Annotated in this window: 13 protein-coding genes and 1 tRNA gene; 12 read left to right on the plus strand and 2 right to left on the minus strand. The window is 61.7% G+C overall.

Annotated elements, in window-relative coordinates:
• Window position 1: 1 nt before the first annotated feature.
• From IY145_RS21475 to IY145_RS21505, 7 genes are all read left to right on the plus strand, one after another.
• Window positions 2-757, plus strand: coding sequence for a ComF family protein (locus IY145_RS21475; protein ID WP_196410061.1), 756 nt, complete (start codon window positions 2-4; stop codon window positions 755-757).
• Between the two features lie 68 nt (window positions 758-825).
• On the plus strand, window positions 826-1,098 hold the full coding sequence (grxC, locus tag IY145_RS21480) for a glutaredoxin 3 (RefSeq protein ID WP_196410062.1): 273 nt from the start codon (window positions 826-828) through the stop codon (window positions 1,096-1,098).
• Window positions 1,095-1,535, plus strand: coding sequence for a DUF1178 family protein (locus IY145_RS21485; protein ID WP_196410063.1), 441 nt, complete (start codon window positions 1,095-1,097; stop codon window positions 1,533-1,535). Before grxC ends, IY145_RS21485 begins: the two co-directional genes overlap by 4 nt.
• 208 nt (window positions 1,536-1,743) lie before the next feature.
• Window positions 1,744-1,819, plus strand: a tRNA-Phe gene (locus IY145_RS21490).
• Window positions 1,820-2,019: 200 nt separating this feature from the next.
• Window positions 2,020-3,318 carry a tyrosine-type recombinase/integrase gene (locus IY145_RS21495; protein ID WP_196410064.1) on the plus strand — a complete coding sequence of 433 codons (1,299 nt, stop codon included), beginning with the start codon at window positions 2,020-2,022 and terminating at the stop codon, window positions 3,316-3,318.
• A gap of 221 nt (window positions 3,319-3,539) precedes the next feature.
• Window positions 3,540-4,511, plus strand: coding sequence for a hypothetical protein (locus IY145_RS21500; RefSeq protein ID WP_196410065.1), 972 nt, complete (start codon window positions 3,540-3,542; stop codon window positions 4,509-4,511).
• Between the two features lie 33 nt (window positions 4,512-4,544).
• Entirely contained in the window at window positions 4,545-5,135 is a 591-nt protein-coding gene (locus IY145_RS21505) for a hypothetical protein (protein WP_196410066.1), read from the plus strand.
• 118 nt (window positions 5,136-5,253) lie between these two features.
• Here IY145_RS21505 and IY145_RS21510 read toward each other — a convergent pair whose 3' ends face one another.
• Window positions 5,254-5,766, minus strand: coding sequence for a GNAT family N-acetyltransferase (locus IY145_RS21510; RefSeq protein ID WP_196410067.1), 513 nt, complete (start codon window positions 5,764-5,766; stop codon window positions 5,254-5,256).
• A gap of 3 nt (window positions 5,767-5,769) precedes the next feature.
• Window positions 5,770-6,072 (minus strand): DUF1778 domain-containing protein, encoded by a 303-nt coding sequence (locus IY145_RS21515; RefSeq protein ID WP_196410068.1) that lies wholly within the window; start codon window positions 6,070-6,072, stop codon window positions 5,770-5,772.
• Window positions 6,073-6,531: 459 nt separating this feature from the next.
• Between IY145_RS21515 and IY145_RS21520 the strand changes: the two genes are divergently transcribed.
• The 5 genes from IY145_RS21520 (at window position 6,532) to IY145_RS21540 (ending at window position 15,907) form a co-directional block, all read left to right on the plus strand.
• Window positions 6,532-7,920, plus strand: a complete 1,389-nt coding sequence (locus IY145_RS21520; RefSeq protein ID WP_196410069.1) for a Fic family protein — start codon at window positions 6,532-6,534, stop codon at window positions 7,918-7,920.
• Window positions 7,917-9,653, plus strand: coding sequence for an SIR2 family protein (locus IY145_RS21525; RefSeq protein ID WP_210332710.1), 1,737 nt, complete (start codon window positions 7,917-7,919; stop codon window positions 9,651-9,653). The genes IY145_RS21520 and IY145_RS21525 overlap by 4 nt, the downstream gene beginning before the upstream one ends.
• Window positions 9,650-11,077: a hypothetical protein gene (locus IY145_RS21530; RefSeq protein ID WP_246722140.1), complete on the plus strand. Its 1,428-nt coding sequence runs from the start codon at window positions 9,650-9,652 to the stop codon at window positions 11,075-11,077. Before IY145_RS21525 ends, IY145_RS21530 begins: the two co-directional genes overlap by 4 nt.
• Window positions 11,078-11,264: 187 nt before the next feature.
• Window positions 11,265-12,212, plus strand: coding sequence for an aminotransferase (locus IY145_RS21535; RefSeq protein WP_196410070.1), 948 nt, complete (start codon window positions 11,265-11,267; stop codon window positions 12,210-12,212).
• Window positions 12,212-15,907, plus strand: a complete 3,696-nt coding sequence (locus tag IY145_RS21540) for a DEAD/DEAH box helicase (protein ID WP_196410071.1) — start codon at window positions 12,212-12,214, stop codon at window positions 15,905-15,907. The genes IY145_RS21535 and IY145_RS21540 overlap by 1 nt, the downstream gene beginning before the upstream one ends.
• Window positions 15,908-15,920 lie beyond the last annotated feature (13 nt).

Genomic DNA, 15,920 nt, shown 5'->3' on the forward strand with positions numbered 1-15,920 from the left:
CATGCCGCTCGGACGCGCCGCCGCCCTGCTCGGAAGCGTCGGCGCGCGTCTACTCGATGTCGTCTATCCGCCCGTCTGCCTCGTCTGCCGCAGAGCGGTGGCGAGCCATGGCGCGCTCTGCCCGCGCTGCTGGGGCGAGATGGGCTTCATCGAGCAGCCCTATTGCGAGCGGCTGGGAACGCCCTTCGACCGCGATTTCGGCCCCGGCATGATCTCGCTCGAGGCCGCGGCCGATCCGCCCGCTTTTGCACGGGCCCGCGCGGTCGTCCGCTATGACAGCGATCGCGCCCGCAGCCTCGCCCATAGGCTGAAATATTACGACCGCTCGGAGCTCGCCGAGCCGCTCGGCCGCTGGATGGCGCGCGCGGGCGCAGAGCTCTTGTCCGACGCCGATCTGCTGGTCCCTGTCCCGCTCCATCGGATGCGGCTGCTGTCGCGCCGCTTCAACCAATCCGCCGCCCTCGCCCATGTGATTTCGCGGGAGAGCGCGGTTCCGGTCGAGGCGCTGACGCTGGAGCGGGTGAAGCCGACGCCGCCGCAGGTCGGACTGACGCGCGGCCAGCGGGCCGCCAATATGCAAGGCGCCTTCCGGCTGCGGGAGGAGAAAAGACAAGAGATCGAAGGTCGCAACATCGTGCTCGTCGACGACGTGCTGACCTCGGGAGCGACCGTGAATGCGGCGGCCCGCGTCTTGCTGCGGGCGCGGGCGGCGCGCGTCGACGTGCTGGTCTACGCTCGCGTCGTCGGCCAGAGCTGAAGCGAAGGCCTCCGTTGAAACCATGCGCGGGAAGCGCCTATAAGGATGTGAGAGGTCACGAAATCGTCATGCCGCAAATCGTCATCTACACCACGAGAACCTGCCCCTATTGCCGCGCCGCCAAGCAGCTGCTCGACATCAAGGGCGCCGCCTATGAAGAGATTTCCGTCGACGGCGACGCGTCCAAGCGCGCCGAAATGAGCCGGCTCGCCGAAGGACGGACCACAGTGCCGCAGATATTCATCGACGGCCGGCCGATCGGCGGCTGCGACGATCTCTACGCTCTGGACGGCGCGGGCGAGCTCGATCCGCTGCTCGCCGCCGGCGAGCAAACGCCGTGATCCTCTACCGGCTGATCTGCTCGGACGGCCATGAATTCGAGAGCTGGTTCCGCGACAGCGACTCCTATGACCAGCAGGCCGCGCAAGGCGCCGTCGGCTGCCCCTTCTGCCATTCGACCGAGGTGTCCAAGGCGATCATGGCGCCGCATGTCGCGCGCCGCTCCTCCCGCTCGCGCGAGGAGGAGAATTGCGCCCCTGCGCTGCTCGACGAACGCCACGCGGCGCTACGGACGATGATCCAGGAGCTACGCCAAAAGATCGCCGCCACGACGGAAGACGTCGGCGACCGCTTCCCCGACGAGGCGCGACGCATGCAGGACGGCGAGGCCGAGACGCGCGCGATCCGGGGTCGCGCAAGCTTCGAGGAAGCGAAGGCCCTGCTCGAGGAAGGCATAGAGATTCTGCCGATCCCCGGCCCGCCCGACGAGAGCCACTGAGCGCCACAGCTCGACGCTGCTGCCGATCGATAGGCCCCCAAATGAGGCTCCCGAACAGCTGGAACGCCGGTTCGTCTCGGCCTCGCTACAGAACGCCGCCTCCACGATACGATTTGGCGCAGGTGAGTTCGAGAAAAGCGCCATAAGGGTCTGGACAAGACCCACGGCAATTTCTATAAGCCCGCTCTCGGCGTCGATTGGCGCCCAGGCCCAGGTAGCTCAGTTGGTAGAGCATGCGACTGAAAATCGCAGTGTCGGTGGTTCGATTCCGCCCCTGGGCACCACTCCCGCCTACGAAATTTCCCGCTAGACTACGATAAATCAACAAGTTAGCCGCCGCGCGGGCGGAGCCGCTTTCGCCGGCTCTACGCCCGGATACGCTGCGACTTGCCTCCTGCTCCTTGCTGTCCCCTTGCTAGAAATGGCGCTCGGCAATAGCCTTCGCTCCCAGCTGACGCCCTTCTGGCCGAAAGGGAGAGCGGGTATGCGGGAGAAGATTACCAAGCGGTCGGTCGAGGCGATCGAGCCTTCGGTGCGCGACACCTTTCTTTGGGACAGCGAGATTCCCGGATTTGGCTGCAAGGTGACCCCTAAAGGGGGCCGCATCTACCTCCTGCAATACAGCCAGGGCGGTCGAGACCATCGCGTGACGATCGGCCGACACGGCGTCGAGTTCACCGCCGAGCAGGCGAGAAACGAAGCGCGCCGCCTACGTGGTTTGATCGCCTCGGGAGAAAATCCGGCCCAGGTCCGCTCTCACGAGCGGTCTGTGCCGACGATCGCGGCATTGGGGGAGCGCTATCTCGAGGAGTATGCGGGGCTTCACAAAAAGCCCTCGGCTTTGGCTCAAGACAAGCGCAACCTGCAAAATCACATCAAGCCGCTGATCGGCGCGCTGAAGGTCTCCGACGTCGAGCGCCAGGACATCTCTCGCATCATGCGGGACATCGCGGCCGGCAAGACCGCGAAGGACGAGAAAACGAAGCGTCAAGGACGGCGTATCGTTCGAGGTGGGGAGATCGTCGCCAATCGCGTTCACGCGCTCCTTTCCAAGATGTTCCAGCTGGCCGAGGACTGGAAATACCGACCCGCCGGCTCCAATCCCTGCCGCGGCGCCAAGCGCTTCGCGGAGCACAAGGTCGAGCGCTATCTATCGGTCGACGAGCTCGCGCGCCTGGGACGCGCGTTGAACGCCGCCAAGGAAGGCCGTCTCATTGTCGATCCAGATGCCGTGAAGCCCGCCAAACGCAAGCGGGGTGGTCAAAGGAAGCTCGGTCCCCGCTCCGAAAATCCCTACGCGGTGGCGGCGATCGAACTGCTGCTGTTGACCGGATGCCGCCTCGGCGAGGTGCTGAACTTGCGGTGGTCCGACGTCGACATCGAACGTCGCTTTCTCCTGCTGCCGGACAGCAAGACAGGAGCGAAGACCGTCTACCTCTCCGAGGCCGCTATCAGCACCATAGGAAAAATCAGTCGGAATCCGAAATCACTATATCTTTTCCCAGGAAAGAGCGCCGATGAGCCGCTTCGGTCTATCCGGGTGCCTTGGGAGCACATATGCAAAGCGGCGCGCCTCGAAAATCTCCGACTGCACGACTTGAGACACAGTTTCGCGAGCGTCGGCGCCGCCAGCGGCCTGAGCCTGCCGATGATCGGCGCGCTTCTGGGGCATTCCCAACCGACCACGACCGCACGCTACGCCCACCTCGCCGCCTCGCCCCTGCATCAAGCGGTTGATGAGATCGGCACGAAAATCAGCCAGGCGATGAACTTGTCTGCATGATCCTGACGCAGATCGCGGAAAGCAACCTTTCCAAAATTGTGGTCGAGGGGCCGAATCCCTTCGCCCGCTCAAAGACCCCCGAGCCCTCCATATTACGCTATAGCTGCCGAGACTACGCCTGTGCAAAGAGTGGGAGACGGCGGCGTTTGGCGATGAAAAGTTCGAATCGCGCAAGGTCGTATGGCGAACTCTTGCCTCCTTAGCTATCGTATGTTCTTATTATGTTCGATACGATATTGCTTGCATCCCTTGTCGAGCACACACGACAGCCGCTCCGCCTGATCTCCATGGAACACCGCTTTACCCGCCAAGAACTCTATGACCGCGTCTGGTCAAAGCCGATGTCGCACTTGGTCACCGAACTCGGGACCACCGCGGCGATCCTCAGCACTTTGCTGCGACGTGCCGATATCCCGACGCCGTCATCCGGGCACTGGATGCGGAAAGAGTTCGGAAAGCCCATAGAACAGCCCCCTTTACCGCCAACGCCATCTGGATGTGTTGAGCCGCTAGTGCTGGATACCGAGAAGCAGGGGGGTAGGCGCAAATCTAAACATGTCACAGCGGATCCGGCGACCGCTCTCGGCGTGGCGCAGAAAACTCCAATGGCCGAGCCTGAGAATCCTGTGCAGACCACGCCAAAGCCACGTCCGACACAACCGACAACAATGACCCGAGAGGAGCTCTATAACGCGGTGTGGACGACGCCGATGTCGCGATTGGCTGAGGAATATGGGATCAGTGGCAATGGTCTCGCCAAGATTTGCGATCGGGAAGATATCCCGTATCCGCCACGCGGATATTGGGCGCAGCATGCCGTGGGCAAAGCGCCGAAACGGACACCATTGCCGAAATCGAGCAGCGCACGCTCCATCACCATCCGCCCGACACCTTTGCCACCGCCTCCCATCGAGTTACCATCGGAGGTCAAGCAACAGGCGGACAGAGCCCGCGCGAGCGCATCCGCCTTTGTTGTGCCCGAGCGCCTTCTGAGACCACACGCGGTGATCGCGTCATGGCTTGCTGAGCATGAGGAAAAGAAGCGGCAGGCCCGCAACGAACGCGATCCATGGGTGCGCAATCTGTACCGTCCGAGCGAGTTCACCGAAACGGACCGTCGCAAGCATCGCATTCTAGATTCGCTTTTCAAGGCGATTGAGCGCCAAGGCGGAAAGGTCGTGCGGGGAGAGTGAGGCGTCCTGTTCGCCGAAGTCCTGGGCGAAAAGGTGGAGTTTCAGGTTCGCGAGAAGCAAAAGCAGGAACGGCGGCCTCTGACCGATGACGAGAAGCGATGGCGCTCACCCGGCGACAACGGCTGGAAGAAGGAACTGGCGCCGACAGGATGGCTGGTTTTTGAGATCAAGACCTGGCCATGGCCGGCGGGGCTTCCACACCAATGGCTTGAATCCGAAAAGCAGCCAATGGAAGGTATGCTGCCGGACATTCTGGCCACTTTCGTCGCAGCCGGACCATTACTCGTTCAACAACGCAAGGATCGAGAGGCGGCCGAGCGCGAGCGCCATCTCGCCGAGAAGCGCCGTTATGAAGAGCAGCAACGGCGCAAGCGAGATGCTAACCGCTGGCGAAAATTCAGGGAGCTGGCGCAGGATTGGCGCGAGCTCGCCACCGCGCGCGATTTCCTGATGGCATTGCGGTCAGTGGCCACCGATTCCTCCGTTGAGATCGATGGACGCTGCGTTGAAGAGTGGATCGCATGGGCGGAAGAGTGGCTCCAGCGGGCCGATCCGACAGCCAATGGAGTCGATGACGTCTTCAAGCAGGTCGCCGACGTTTCCGATTGGACCTACCGAGATTGACCGCCAAGATACTCAACATTTAGACTGATATGCTTTTTCTTCCTGCTCGCCCGGCCCGAGCCGGACACGCCGTGCCTCTCCCGAATGCGAACTTCGAGGCGCCCGCATCCGTCTCCGCTCATTTGAAGAGTTGCTTTATGTCCGCCATCGCCCGAAACAGCTTCAGAGGTTGTTCGGGGAACGGCAGAAAGCTCTCCCGCTCGTAGAAGCGGCGGGCGCTGTCGTCGAATGCCTCGACGATCAATGCGAACGGCGCGATCTCGCTCCTTGCTGCGCGGTAGAGAGCGTCGGCGAGCGGAAACCGGCCGTATCCCTTCCCTTGGAGCCGCCAGTCGACTGCGAGCCGGCCCAGGAGCGTCGCCGGCACCCGCGGATATTTCGGCAGCTTCCGCAGGGTCGATTCCGGCAGTTCGGAAAGTTGCACGGAGGTCGACGAAAGCGTGTAGTAGCCCGCGATTGTCCCGTCGGGCAGCACCAGAACGAAGGGCGCGGCCATGTTCTTTCGCGCGTGCTGACCGGCCTGCGTCCGAAAATATCTGTCGAGCAGCTCTACGCCGCTCTCGAATCCCGATCTGTCATGGCCCGACGCCGGCGGCTCGACGCTGAGCTTCTCGTCTCTTCCGGCAAGCACGCGTCAAACGCCGGTTCGCTCGCGATAGCGGCGCACAGTGTCGCGAAGCCGGTCATTGACTGGCTTCGGGTCGAGCAGCGCGTCAACGAACGCTTCGCTGTCATGAACCGAGAGCGACAGCTGATTGTGCTCCTCGATGGCGCGCCGGGCGGCGTCCTGCACGCTGGTCAGCACGAAATCGGTGACGCTCCGCCCTTGCAGGGCTGCCGCCCGCTCGATCAGGCTCTTTTGCTCGGCGGTGACGCGGGCCTCCAGTCGCACCGCCCGGGTGCGTCTCCCATTCTGTCTGGATGCTGCGTCGGTCATGGTTTTTTTCTCCTCTCGATAATGTACGGCCAATGACCGGCCACTTCGAGCCCGACGACATTGGATTGTCTGGCTCGCCGCGTGCAAAATCTGGCTTCAGAAGCAGGCGCCGCCGCCCTACGCAGCTATGAACACAACCTTGCCAAGGTTGGGGTCGAGGGTTCGAATCCCTTCGCCCGCTTCAAATTTGATAAATGAAATGAAAGCGTTATGATAAGGCCGCCGCAAGGCGGCCTTTCGTTCTTCTGCTCTGGTGTCCACATGGTGTCCGCCGCGATCGCATTGGTCACCAAGCTATACGGCTCATGGGTGTCCAGGTTCCGCCTCGGGTGACCGCATCCGCGGGGCTTTCCTTGCGCGAATACTCCATTTTTGCGTCTAGACCTCATTCCTGCGCCTACTCTTGATTTCTGCGCCTAACTGCCCCATTCTTGCGCCTAAGTTCTACGCGCGGGACAGATGGCTTTGGCAAACCAGATTCCTGACGAAGCACTGGCGGCGATCGAAGATGTCGTCCGCCATCACCCCGACGGCGTGTCAGCGCCGGAGATTCTACGCGTCCTGGCAAACCCGATGCCGTCGCGTACTCTCCAATATCGTCTTAAACATCTCGTCACTCGAAATCGTCTCATCATGGACGGCGAAGGGCGCTGGGCGAAATACCGGATGCCCAATACGGCCGTCGATCGGGCCGCGCGAGAAGCTGCAGATGAATTGATTATCCCGCTCTCTGAAGCGGGTACATCCGTCCGAGACTACGTTAGGCAGGCGCCAGAAGCCCGTAAGCCGGTCGGTTACGACCGAAAATTCCTCGATCGCTATCGGCCGAACATTTCTTTCTACTTGACCGAGCAGGACCGCGCGCATCTAGCGGCCGTCGGCCGCCCACAGATCGCCGAACAGCCCGCCGGCACCTATGCCAAACAGATCCTCAATCGGCTGCTGATCGACCTCGCGTGGAATTCAAGCCGCCTCGAAGGCAATACTTACTCGCTCCTCGACACCAAGCGCCTCATCGAACTGGGCGAAGAGGCCAAGGGCCGTGCGCATCTCGAAGCGCAGATGATCCTGAACCACAAGGATGCGATCGAGTTCCTGGTCAGCGCCGCCGACGAGATCGGCTTCAACCGCTATACCATCCTCAATCTCCACGCACTTCTCGCAAACAATCTGCTCGCCGATCCCACAGCGGCCGGCAGACTGCGATATATCGCTGTTGGCATCGAACGCTCCGTCTTCCATCCGCTGGAGGTGCCGCAACTCATCGAGGAAAGCTTCGATCAGATCCTGGCGACCGCCGCCGCGATCACTGATTCCTTCGAACAAGCATTCTTCGTGATGGTGCAACTTCCTTATCTGCAACCCTTCGACGACGTGAACAAGCGGGTGTCGCGTCTCGCCGCGAACATCCCCCTCATCAGGGGTAATCTGTCGCCGCTGTCCTTCGCCGACGTACCCCGGCAGGCCTATACGGAAGCCGTGCTCGGCGTCTATGAGCTGAACAAGATCGACCTCCTCAAAGACGTCTTCATCTGGGCCTACGAGCGCTCGGCCGCCCGCTATGCTGCCGTCCGCCAGTCGCTTGGCGAACCCGATCCCTTCCGACTTCGCTACCGCGAACAGTTACGTGAGATCATCGGCGATCTCATCCGATCCCGCCTGGGCCGCAAGGACGCTGCCGCGCGGATAGGCGACTGGGTGACAGAAGAGATCGACCCTGGCGATCGCCAGCACTTCGCCGAAATCGTCGAAGCCGAACTGACGAGCCTGCACGAAGGCAATTTCGCCCGCTATCGGATCCGACCCTCGGAGTTTGCAGCTTGGCGGCAAGTCTGGAGCGCGCGATGAGTGACAACCCCTATCCTGTCGTCGCCGCCGATGACTTCGCCCGCCGGTTCTCCATGCGAGCGGGCGGTCTCATGTGGCTCCTAGGTGCGGGTGCTTCCGCCGCCGCGGGCATTCCGACCGCCTGGGATATGATCTGGGAATTCAAGCAGCAGCTTTTCGTAAGCCAGCGTCGCGTCTCGCTAAAGGCCGTCGCCGATCTCTCCAATCCAGCCGTTCGACGGTCTCTCCAATCCTTCATCGAGGGGCTGGGCCGATACCCTTCGACTGGCGCGCCCGATGAATATGCCGCTCTATTCGAAGCGGCCTATCCGAGCGAACACGACCGCAGAACCTATATCGCGGCCAAGCTCGCCGGCGCGAAGCCGTCCTTTGGACACATCGCGCTCGCGTCTCTTATGAAAGCAGGCCGGACGCGCATCGTCTGGACAACCAATTTCGACCCGCTCGTGGCCGATGCCTGTGCCAAGGCCTATGACGGAACGGGACACCTGACGACGGTTGCCCTGGACGCCCCCGATCTCGCCAGGGATGTGCTCAACGGCGGCCGCTGGCCAGCCGAAATCAAACTGCATGGCGACTTCCGTTCCCGCCGCCTCAAAAACACGGGCGACGAGTTGCGGCAGCAGGACGCCATTTTACGAGACTTGCTGGTGGGAGCCTGTGGCCGATCGGGCTTGATCGTCGCTGGCTATAGCGGACGGGATGCCTCCATCATGGATGCGCTCGAGGAGGTCCTGGAGAAAGCCTCCCCGTTCCCTGGCGGCCTGTTCTGGCTACATCGCGGCGAAGACCCACCACTTCCAAGGGTAGCCGCTTTTCTAGCCAAGCTCGATGCAATTGGCGTCGATGGGGGCCTCGTCGTAATCGAGAATTTCGACGAGACGCTACGCGACCTCGTCCGTTTGATCAGCGATCTTGACACAACCGCGCTCAATGCTTTTTCCTCCCGACGCAGCATCTGGTCTCCAGCCGCCAAACCTAGCGGCAGCAGTGGTTTTCCTGTGGTAAGGCTCAACGCGCTCGAATTGACGACGGTGCCGTCTGTTTGCCGACGTGTGAATTGCAATATCGGCGGCCATGCCGAAGTTGTCACCGCCATCGAGCGAGCGGCTGTCGACATTCTAGCGACCCGAACCCAGGCAGGCGTCCTCGTGTTTGGCGCCGATACCGACGTGCGAGCGGCGTTTTCCGCACACGGCATCAAGGAATTCGATCTTCATGCCGTTGAGGTTCGCCGACTGCGCTACGACAGTCAGGAGCGGGGACTTCTTCGCCAAGCCCTCTCACAAGCTCTCGCCCGTAGACATGGTCTGACGCTCATCCGGCGACGCAACACTGATCTCTTGGCGCCGGCCGATCCAGCCGACACCCGCTGGGCGCCGCTGAAGAAACTTGTCGGTAGCCTGTCCGGCGCTGTTCCGAAGCAACCGGAACTGAAATGGAGCGAGGGCGTCGGCACGCGTCTCGACTGGGGAGATGACCGGTTGTGGCTGCTCTTCGAGCCACGGATCATCATGAAAGGGGTCACGGAAGAAAACCGGGCCGCCTCGACCGACTTCTCCCGCGAGCGGACCGTTCGCCGATACAATATCATGCTGAACGAACTGATCTCCTTCTGGGCGAGTCTAATCGCTTCCGATGGCGCCGAACTCCACGCTCTGGGCGTCACGGTTGGCGTCGACGCCGTCTTCAAACTCGGGTTGGACACTGCCTTTTCGAGGAGATCGCGATGATGACAAGCCAAATCACGCCCCATCTGTGGTTTCCGGAACCGAAACTTGCGTTCCATCCAGATCGGGCGGATGACGTCGATACCCATCCCCTGCGAGGCCTCCTGCGCTTTGGGCCCTATTCGGCGGGTTTGGTTCCCGATCCCATTCGCGTCGCGACCATCGCTCCGGCCGGCGAGGGACACCGGCTCTACAGCTTCATGAGGGAGCTGAATTCCGAATACGACCCCACCGAACGAAAAGACTATCTGCCAAAGTGGCCGGGATTCTGTGCGGCCTTCAACCTCCATATGCGGGGCGCTGCAAAGGCCTGCCATATCGAACTCGACGATCGCTTGGAAGGAGAAATGCGGGACGCCGCATCGCCCCATGTCTTGCTCGCGACACGTCTTATTCGCGCTATTCAGATTCTGGAGGCGAGCCGAGACGAGTTTGATGTGATCTTCTTGTACGTGCCTGCCTCTTGGTCGCCGGGCTTTGCTGGTGCGAGCTACGAAGATTTCGATCTGCATGATCATCTCAAGGCGGCGACGGCCGCGCGACGCATTCCGATCCAACTGGTGAGGGAAGATCGCGCTCTCGCGTACCCTCACAGGGCGAGCGTCATGTGGCGTGTCGGGTTGGCATTGTACGCAAAGGCGGGCGGAATCCCCTGGAAGCTGGCCGAAGCCGACGCGGAAACCGCCTACATCGGCATTTCTTACGCGGTACGGTCGATTGCGTCCGATCGCCCCCGTTTCGTCACTTGCTGCAGCCAAGTCTTCGACGCTGACGGTGCCGGCCTCGAATTCGTCGCCTACGACGCCCACGAGGTCGAGGTTCAGCGCGACAATCCGTTTCTTTCTAGGAATGAAATGTTTCGGGTCATGACCCGGTCGATCGATCTTTATCGGCGCCGTCATTCGGGGCGCACGCCTCGCCGGGTCACCGTTCACAAGACGACCGAATTCAAATCTGTGGAAATCGACGGCTGCATGGAGGCGCTCCACCTCTGCGAGGCCGTAGACCTCGTACAGGTTGTGGAGGACGTCGGATGGCGCGGCGTTCGAATCGACCCGGCCCGACAAGGGGGGCCAAAGGGCACGGCGGCGGCCTACCCTGTGGCCCGCGGGACTTTGATCGGCTTGGGTCCTCGCGAAAGCCTGCTCTGGATGCACGGCGACGTCGGGGACGTTAGCGAACGCGGCTCGTATTTTCAGGGCGCGCGAAGCACGCCTCGTCCGATCAGACTGGTTCGACACGCGGGTCATGGCCCGTGGGACGACACCGCCAGGTCCGCCCTAGCTTTATCCAAGATGAACTGGAACAATGACGCGCTCTACGACCCCTTGCCGGTGACGATGAGCTACGCCCATGTCCTGGCGCGGGTCGTCAAGCGAATGTCGGGCCTCCGCTCAACACCTTACCAGTTCAGGTTTTTCATGTGACCCGAACGTTCACGTCGATCCCTAGAGGCTAATGTATGGCGTTTGGAGACATTACCATCACGCTTCGGCCGATTAAATTTGCGCTCCTCATGAACCCTTCGGAGCGAAAAGTGCCGGACCACGCGACTCGCATCAGCCTTTTCCTGTGGCGTGGGCGCGACTGCGTGATGCCGAATCGACACCTCGGATGATGCACAACTGCCCTCCGCCATTGCGGTTGCTTGCTCGCTGGCTGCGGGGGGTGGCGCGCAACAATGGCAATTACGGCCACATGTTGTTTGAGCAGGCCACCCCGATCGACGATGCACTGATCGATGGACTGCGCCCTTACTTTGAGTCCGCGCACCTCGACGCGCGAGAGGTCTTTCACCGCGCGGCTCGAATTGACTTGCATCCCGACGCGAACGGTCCGGGCGCGAACGCTCAGTATCCCAATTGCCTACCGCCGACGGCAAAGAAAGGTCTGTTTGGCGAGGTCGTCGCTGGATTGATGGCCGAGGCTTATCATTTTGTGGGTGGACACCGTTGGACCATTCCGATCTTCCTCTTCCGCTATCATGCCGAGGTCGAAGCATACATTTTCGATTTGGCGCGCGATCCAGCGCGTGTGCGCGAAGTGTCTGGACGGCACGGCAACGACTTTATCGCCCTCGGCATCGATCCGGTGACCGGCGAGGTCGTCCGCTTTATCGCCGGCGAAGCGAAATGGCGTGCCAAGCTCACGCCAGCCACGATGGACGAACTCATGCTCGGCGAATGGACCGGTCCCGCGGGGGCACGCGTCCGCAAGGGCGATGGCATCTGGAACGATATGAACACCGGCTTGACGGCCCCGCAGGGCCTCGAGCAGATCAACAAGCTCCTTTGCGAGAAGGCACGAGATCAATACGCGGAGACGATCGTCTCCCTCGATCGAGCGCTGCTTATTGGCGCAGCTCCCCTACCTCGCACCGACTACGTTTTTGTCGCCGGCAATAGGGCAGCACGGCGGGAGCCGGGTACAACCTACTTGCCAACAGGCGCTCCTCCACCCGAGTATTCCGCGGCAAGACCACTTCAGGTCGTGGAGATGGTCGTTGAAGGAGGCGTCGACCTGATCGAACGGCTCTACGCATCGCTGTGGGGAGAACGCTGATGGCGCGGCTCGACGAGCAGCGCCGCGAGCTGGCCGCGGCTGTCCGGGCCAGTCGGGCGACGGAGAATGAGCTTACTCCGGCGCAGGCGCGCCTCTTCGTTCGAAGCCTACAGACATCGTGGCAGGTCCCCCCGATCGCTTGGAGCGCACGGGAATCGCGCGAACAGTTCGATGATGCCCGGCGGCTACTTCATGCAGCGGGCATCTTTCGAGACCTCGACGGCGATGGCTCCGTGGAGGCGCTTGGTTGCTATCGGCGCGCAGGCGAACTGCTCGAATGGCTTGCCCGGTCATCCGACTCGGTCACACGCGACGTGCCAGTTGCGTTGCTCGCGGCGGGCGCCTACCAACTTGCAAGCTTACCAGCGATGGCAACTAGCTTGCTGCGACAAGGTGGCTTTGGCGAAGGCGTCGCCGAAATCTTCGCAGCGTTCCTGAGCGCCGATTTCGAGCACGTTCTCGGGCTGTCCGCTGCCTTCTGGGGTGATAATCCGGAACTCACCGGCCGCAGCGGCTCAGCTATATTGCTTGCGGAGCCTGAGGCAGATCCTGAGGACGACGAGCCTGCGTTCGATGAAGGTGATGGCCAAGTCCGGCTCGACGCGGCGGACCGGTCCACGGTTCCAGCGGGTAGCAAGATAGGCCGATATGTTGTGGTCGAACTGGTGCGATCAGTCGGACTACTCGCCGACAGCTTACGGCGCGGCAACGACGCTCGACTCTCCCAGGCGTTAGAGAAGCTATCGGATCTCGTAGCACTAGCGACTCGACTTTCAAGCGATGAACTCTGGATCCTGATCACACTCTTCGAGACCACCGCACGTCGGTTCGCTGACAATAGCCTGCATAAACGGGTGGCACGTCTAGCGGCACGCGCACCGAACCTCCAGCAGCGCTTGTGGCGCTTTGCGCGAGAGCAGTTTGCTCGCGGCCGCGGGATCCTATGGACGTCGCAGGTGCAAGGTCTCGATCGACTCATTGAGCGCGATAGCTTTGCACTTTGCACTCCGACGGGTTCTGGCAAGACATTGGTCGCCAATTTGGCGCTGGTGAAGGAATTACTGCTCGTCGATGCAGGTGACCAGGCGCCACTCGCAATCTACCTCGTGCCCTCGCGAGCGCTGGCGAGCGAAGTCGAGACAAAACTCGCGGCTGAGCTTGGCGAAGACCTCATCGTCACCGGTCTATATGGGGGTGCAGATTGGGGCATCACCGACTATTGGCTCACAGCGAACCGCCCGGTGGTTCTCATCGCGACCGTTGAAAAGGCCGAAGCGCTCATGCGCTACGTCGGTCACCTTCTCGTCCGGCGTCTTCGACTGCTTGTGATAGACGAAGCACATCAGGTCGTAAGCGAAGGCAACGCCAACTCGATCCTAGCGCTGGCAGCGCACAGCAGCCGATCAATGCGCCTCGAAGGGATGGTATCGCGCTTCTTGGCGCTGAAACCCGAGATGGCCCGCATCGCACTTACGGCCGTTGCAGGCGGCGCGGCTCTGCCTGTGGCCCAATGGATAGAAGGCGACGCGAACGCGCTACCGGTAGGTCTTGGCTATCGAAGCAGTCGTCAGTTGATTGGCGCGCTGCAATGCGATCCCCGTCGCACACCGGCTGCGATCCTCGACATCATGAACGGGCAGATGCTGTACGTGCGCGGTCGCGACGCTCCGGTGTATCTGCCCTTGCGAATTCCACCCATGCCGCTGCCGGCCCCGATCATCCGTAACAGCCTGCCCCACTACACCGAGAACTACGTGCTCTGGACGGCGCTGCATCTGCTTGAGGGTAAGCGGCGCGTTCTTATCTCGGTCGCGCAGTCGCCCGAGCGCCTGATGAAGCGTTTCGCGGAGGCTTTCGACCTACCCGGTTGGGAGACTCTCCCGGCTTTCGAGCTACCGGCGGATCCGATCGATCGCGGGCGCTTCGAGGAGACTCGTGCAACATGCATCGACTATTGCGGAGCGAACTCATACGAGCTGAGACTCCTCGACCACGGGATAGCGACAAGCCACGGGCAGATGCCGCAGCGGCTACGCCGCTTGATGGTCGACCTTATCGATCGCCGGATTTGCGCGATTACGGTCGCAACTGCGACGCTGACTGAAGGTGTCAATCTGCCTTTCGACATCATCTTCCTGACGAGCATCCTACGACGCGGCTTCGATGTTCAGACGGGGCAACAAGATATTGTGCCGATGTCGACGGCAGAGTTTCGCAACTTGGCAGGACGTGCAGGACGACCGGGCGCCGCTGAAGCGATCGAAGGAATGACCTTCGTCGCACTGCCGCTGGCGCCGTCAACAACGGCAGCGGGGACCCGACCCACCCAACTCCAACAGGTCCAGCGTTCAGAGGCGGACTACAACGACCTCCTTCGGCGATTACAGGCTGACGCCGGGATCCAAGGAGCGGTTTACAGCCCACTTGCCGTCCTGCTGCGATCGATCGCTCAGAAATGTGTGCAATTCCTCGGTTTGAAAACCGAGGCGCAGTTTGTAGCCTGGCTTGAGGTAAGCCTGCCCGAGAACGCCGGCGCCAATCTTGCGTCGGAATCACGCGTGCCTGTCGATCAGCTCGGCGACAGCCTCGACGAACTCGATGGGTTCATTCTCGCGGCGATTGAAGAGCTCGCGCTGTTGACCAATGAGCCAATCGATGGTGCCCGGGCCGAAGCGCACCTCCGCAATCTTTGGCAACGCACTTTTGCACGCGTAGCCGCAGCCCAGGAAGATTTCCTTGAGCGCAGCTTTGTCCAGCGGGGTCGTGCCTTTGTTGAACTTCTCTATCCCAACCATGAGCAGCGTCGCCGGCTCTATCAATATGGATTCACGCCCTACGTTGGCCGCCGCTTTGAGCTTGTCGCTCCGCAGCTAATCGCCGAGCTACAGGGAGCGGCCAATTTCGGGGCCGATCCCGTTGAGGCCCGCTTTCAGCTCTTCTTCCGATTAGGTGAGCGCGTGCGCGCTGAGCCCGGCATTGGATATCGCGTCCGTCAAACGGCTGGCGATCAGATCGTTCTCGCTAACTGGATCGGCGTACTCGGCTGGTGGATGCAACGGCCGGAGGCCGTGGCCCCGACGCCAGACCATCTCCGCGCGTGGCAGCGTTTCGTGACCGAGAACCTCGAATTCCGCCTGGGTGTCGCGGTCGGCGCGGCGGTCGCTCAGGCATGGGGTCGGAACGCTGGAGACCTCGAAACGCCTACATTGGAGACATGGCGTGCGACGACCGGACTGCCATGGGTAGGCTTCTGGTTTCGAGAGCTGCTGCGTTGGGGCACGCTCGACCCATTCGTAGCTTTCGCTCTCGCGCAGGGAATCGCGAGGACACGCGACGAGGCCGCTCTGCTTCGCCCCGCGTTCGAAGCATGGCTCGCCACCGAGGGATTTGATCGTCAGGCCGAAACCCTAATCGACCCGCAGCGCTTTCTGGCTTGGCAGCGGTCGCGGATCCCGCAACCGGTTGCGGCCGACGCTGGTCGGGCGACCGCTGCACAACTCACGCACGTCGACGGACGGCGCGGATCCTATGACGTCCGGCCAATCGTGCGGAATGGAAGCGTAGAATGGATTGACGCCGCCGGCTACTCCGTGGGGCGGTCGCTTCACTCAGCGGCATTGTTGACCGCCGTGCCCGACCGCCACGATTTTCGCCTGACCGCCGGCCACGTGACCGAAGTTATGAGGACGTTTTGAACACCCCCGATCG

This window comes from Methylosinus sp. H3A, assembly GCF_015709455.1.
Classification (GTDB): Bacteria; Pseudomonadota; Alphaproteobacteria; order Rhizobiales; family Beijerinckiaceae; genus Methylosinus.